Below are 2,381 nucleotides of genomic sequence, written 5' to 3' on the forward strand. Positions count from 1 at the left end.
CCTGGCCGTGGGGCGGTCGCGAGCGACGCACTACCGCCAACACCCGCGGTCGCCACGGCCACCGTCAGCGCCGCGGCCCCGGCCGCAGCCGGCGAAGCAGCCGCGGGCGCTGACCGAGCTGGAGTGCGCTGCGGTTCTGGAGGTGCTGCGGTCCGAGCGGTTCGTGGACAAGGCGCCGGCGGAGATCCAGGCGATCCTCCTCGACGAGGGCACCTACCTCTGCTCCGTGGCGACGATGTATCGTCTGCTCCGCGCCCACGGTGAGACCGGTGAGCGTCGGGCTCAGGCCGAGCACCCGGCGCGCATCAAGCCCGAACTCATCGCGACGGGACCCAACATGACCTGGTCGTGGGATATCTCGAAGTTGAAGGGTCCGGCCAAATGGTCGTACTTCCACTTGTATACGATTATCGACATTTACTCGCGGTACGTCGTCGGCTGGATGGTCGCGACCAGGGAGTCCGCCGAGCTGGCTGAGCGGCTCCTGTTCGACACGATCGAGAAGCAGAACATTCGCCGAGACCAGCTGACGATCCACTCCGACAACGGCTCCTCGATGGCGTCGAAACCCGTCGCATTCCTGCTCGCCGACCTGGGCGTGACCAAGTCGCACTCCCGCCCGCATACGAGTAATGACAATCCATTTTCGGAATCGCATTTCCGAATTTTGAAGTACCGGCCCGAGTTCCCCGACCGGTTCTACAGCCTCGCCGAGGCGCGCTCATTCTGCACCGAATTCTACGACTGGTACAACCACGAGCATCGCCATTCCGGCATCGGAATGCACACCCCGTTCAACCTGCACCACGGCCGCGCACCCGCAATCCAGCACGCTCGCGCCCGCGTTCTCACGACGGCCTATGCCGCCCACCCGGAACGCTTCGTTCGGAAGGTCCCGCAGCCACCAACGTTCCCGACCACCACCTGGATCAACGAACCCCTGAAGGAAGGAACGAACTCAATGACCACCTAAGGAAACTGACTCACATAGGTTGACATCTTCCGGCGTGCGTGTATACACGCTTTCATCAATTGGGGGAACCATGAAAAAGATGCGGTTAGCACAAACTTTGGCGACAGTAGGGGTGACCCTGGTAATCGCACTGACGGGAAGTGTGGCGGCCGACGCGGCACCCTCGAACCAGATCCTTACTGTCGCAGCGCCGGTGGTGCAGAAGACGCAGAATCCCGAAGATATTGTGCGTCCAAGGGAAATGCCGGTTGAAGTAGCAGTCAAGCTCGCTGCAACCGCGGAGAACACCTACACTCTGAATGCTACGAACCCGGTTGTAACTTCTTGGCTGGATAAAGCCAATCGCCGCGTATACGCGCGATCATACGCGGTTGCCAAATACAAGGCTCACGGGCTGACAACGCCTCCAGTCAGGGCTGTTACGCAATGGGCCAACAACGTGACCGGGACTGGGACCAGCTACGTGTACCTCACAGAAATCGGCAGTCCAAGTCGCGGGTGGGTGCCGGTCAAGGTGGTAGTGGACTACAGGGCATATGGGACTCAGACGTTCGGTGTTGTCACCGCATACTGCACCACCGGTCAAGTCTGTCCATCTTGGGTTAATACGATTGTGGGTTAGTCATGACACTTGCACATCTGGCCATGGTTCTCCGCGATCTCGAGATCGCGGAGCGTCTCGGCGAACAAATCACGGCCGTCGATGCCATAGACGTCGACCCGTCGTCTGGGCGGATTACGGTGGTGCTCTCATCTGGTCAAAGTTTGTATTCAGAGCCAGACTCTGATGGTTTCGCCGAGGAAGCGGGTGCCGCTCTGGGGGCCTCCCATCTCGACAGCGAGGCTATTGCCTATATTCCTCGCGACCCGAGTTTGGATGAATCTTGGGCGTTGCTTCACTACGACTTGGCCATGACGCTGAGCGCCCTAGAAGACAGCGATCCGCCAGCATCGGTTGTACGAGTTGCCAAGGAAGGCGACATTGCACGTATCACGGTGATTGGAGAAGGCCGGCAGCTGGTCGTTGAGCACGAACTCTGCGGGTCAACTTTGAGCGGTATTGGTGCTGAACTGTTGTTACGGTGGAACGCACCCTAAAGCGAAATATGAAGAGTTCTACAGCCCGTGAGAAGTCACCGCGCCCCTTCAATATTCTCTCTGTTCGGTCATGTCCCATTGAGTGGTGTGGTTTCCCCGCTTTGAGCGTTGCTTCGCCAACGCGAGGAGCCATCGTGGGATGGTCAGTGAGTACCGACTAAAGCAACTCACAAAGGACACCACACGATGGCTCTAGACCAGTCTGCCCTGCTCAACCTGCTGGGAGAACTCAAACTCACCGATGTCACCGACCGCATCCGCGTCGCGACCGAAACTCTGTACCAAGAACTCATCGATGCGGAAGCGAGTG

General features: G+C 59.2%; 2 protein-coding genes. Both read left to right on the plus strand.

Annotation, left to right across the window (positions count from 1 at the left end):
* Positions 1 to 973: IS3 family transposase (locus JF66_RS21285; protein ID WP_035880996.1), on the plus strand; the 973-nt coding region annotated here is incomplete at its 5' end.
* Between the two features lie 624 nt (positions 974 to 1,597).
* Positions 1,598 to 2,071, plus strand: coding sequence for a hypothetical protein (locus JF66_RS21290; protein ID WP_035880997.1), 474 nt, complete (start codon positions 1,598 to 1,600; stop codon positions 2,069 to 2,071).
* Positions 2,072 to 2,381: the final 310 nt, after the last annotated feature.

Source organism: Cryobacterium sp. MLB-32, assembly GCF_000738085.1.
Taxonomy (GTDB): domain Bacteria; phylum Actinomycetota; class Actinomycetes; order Actinomycetales; family Microbacteriaceae; genus Cryobacterium.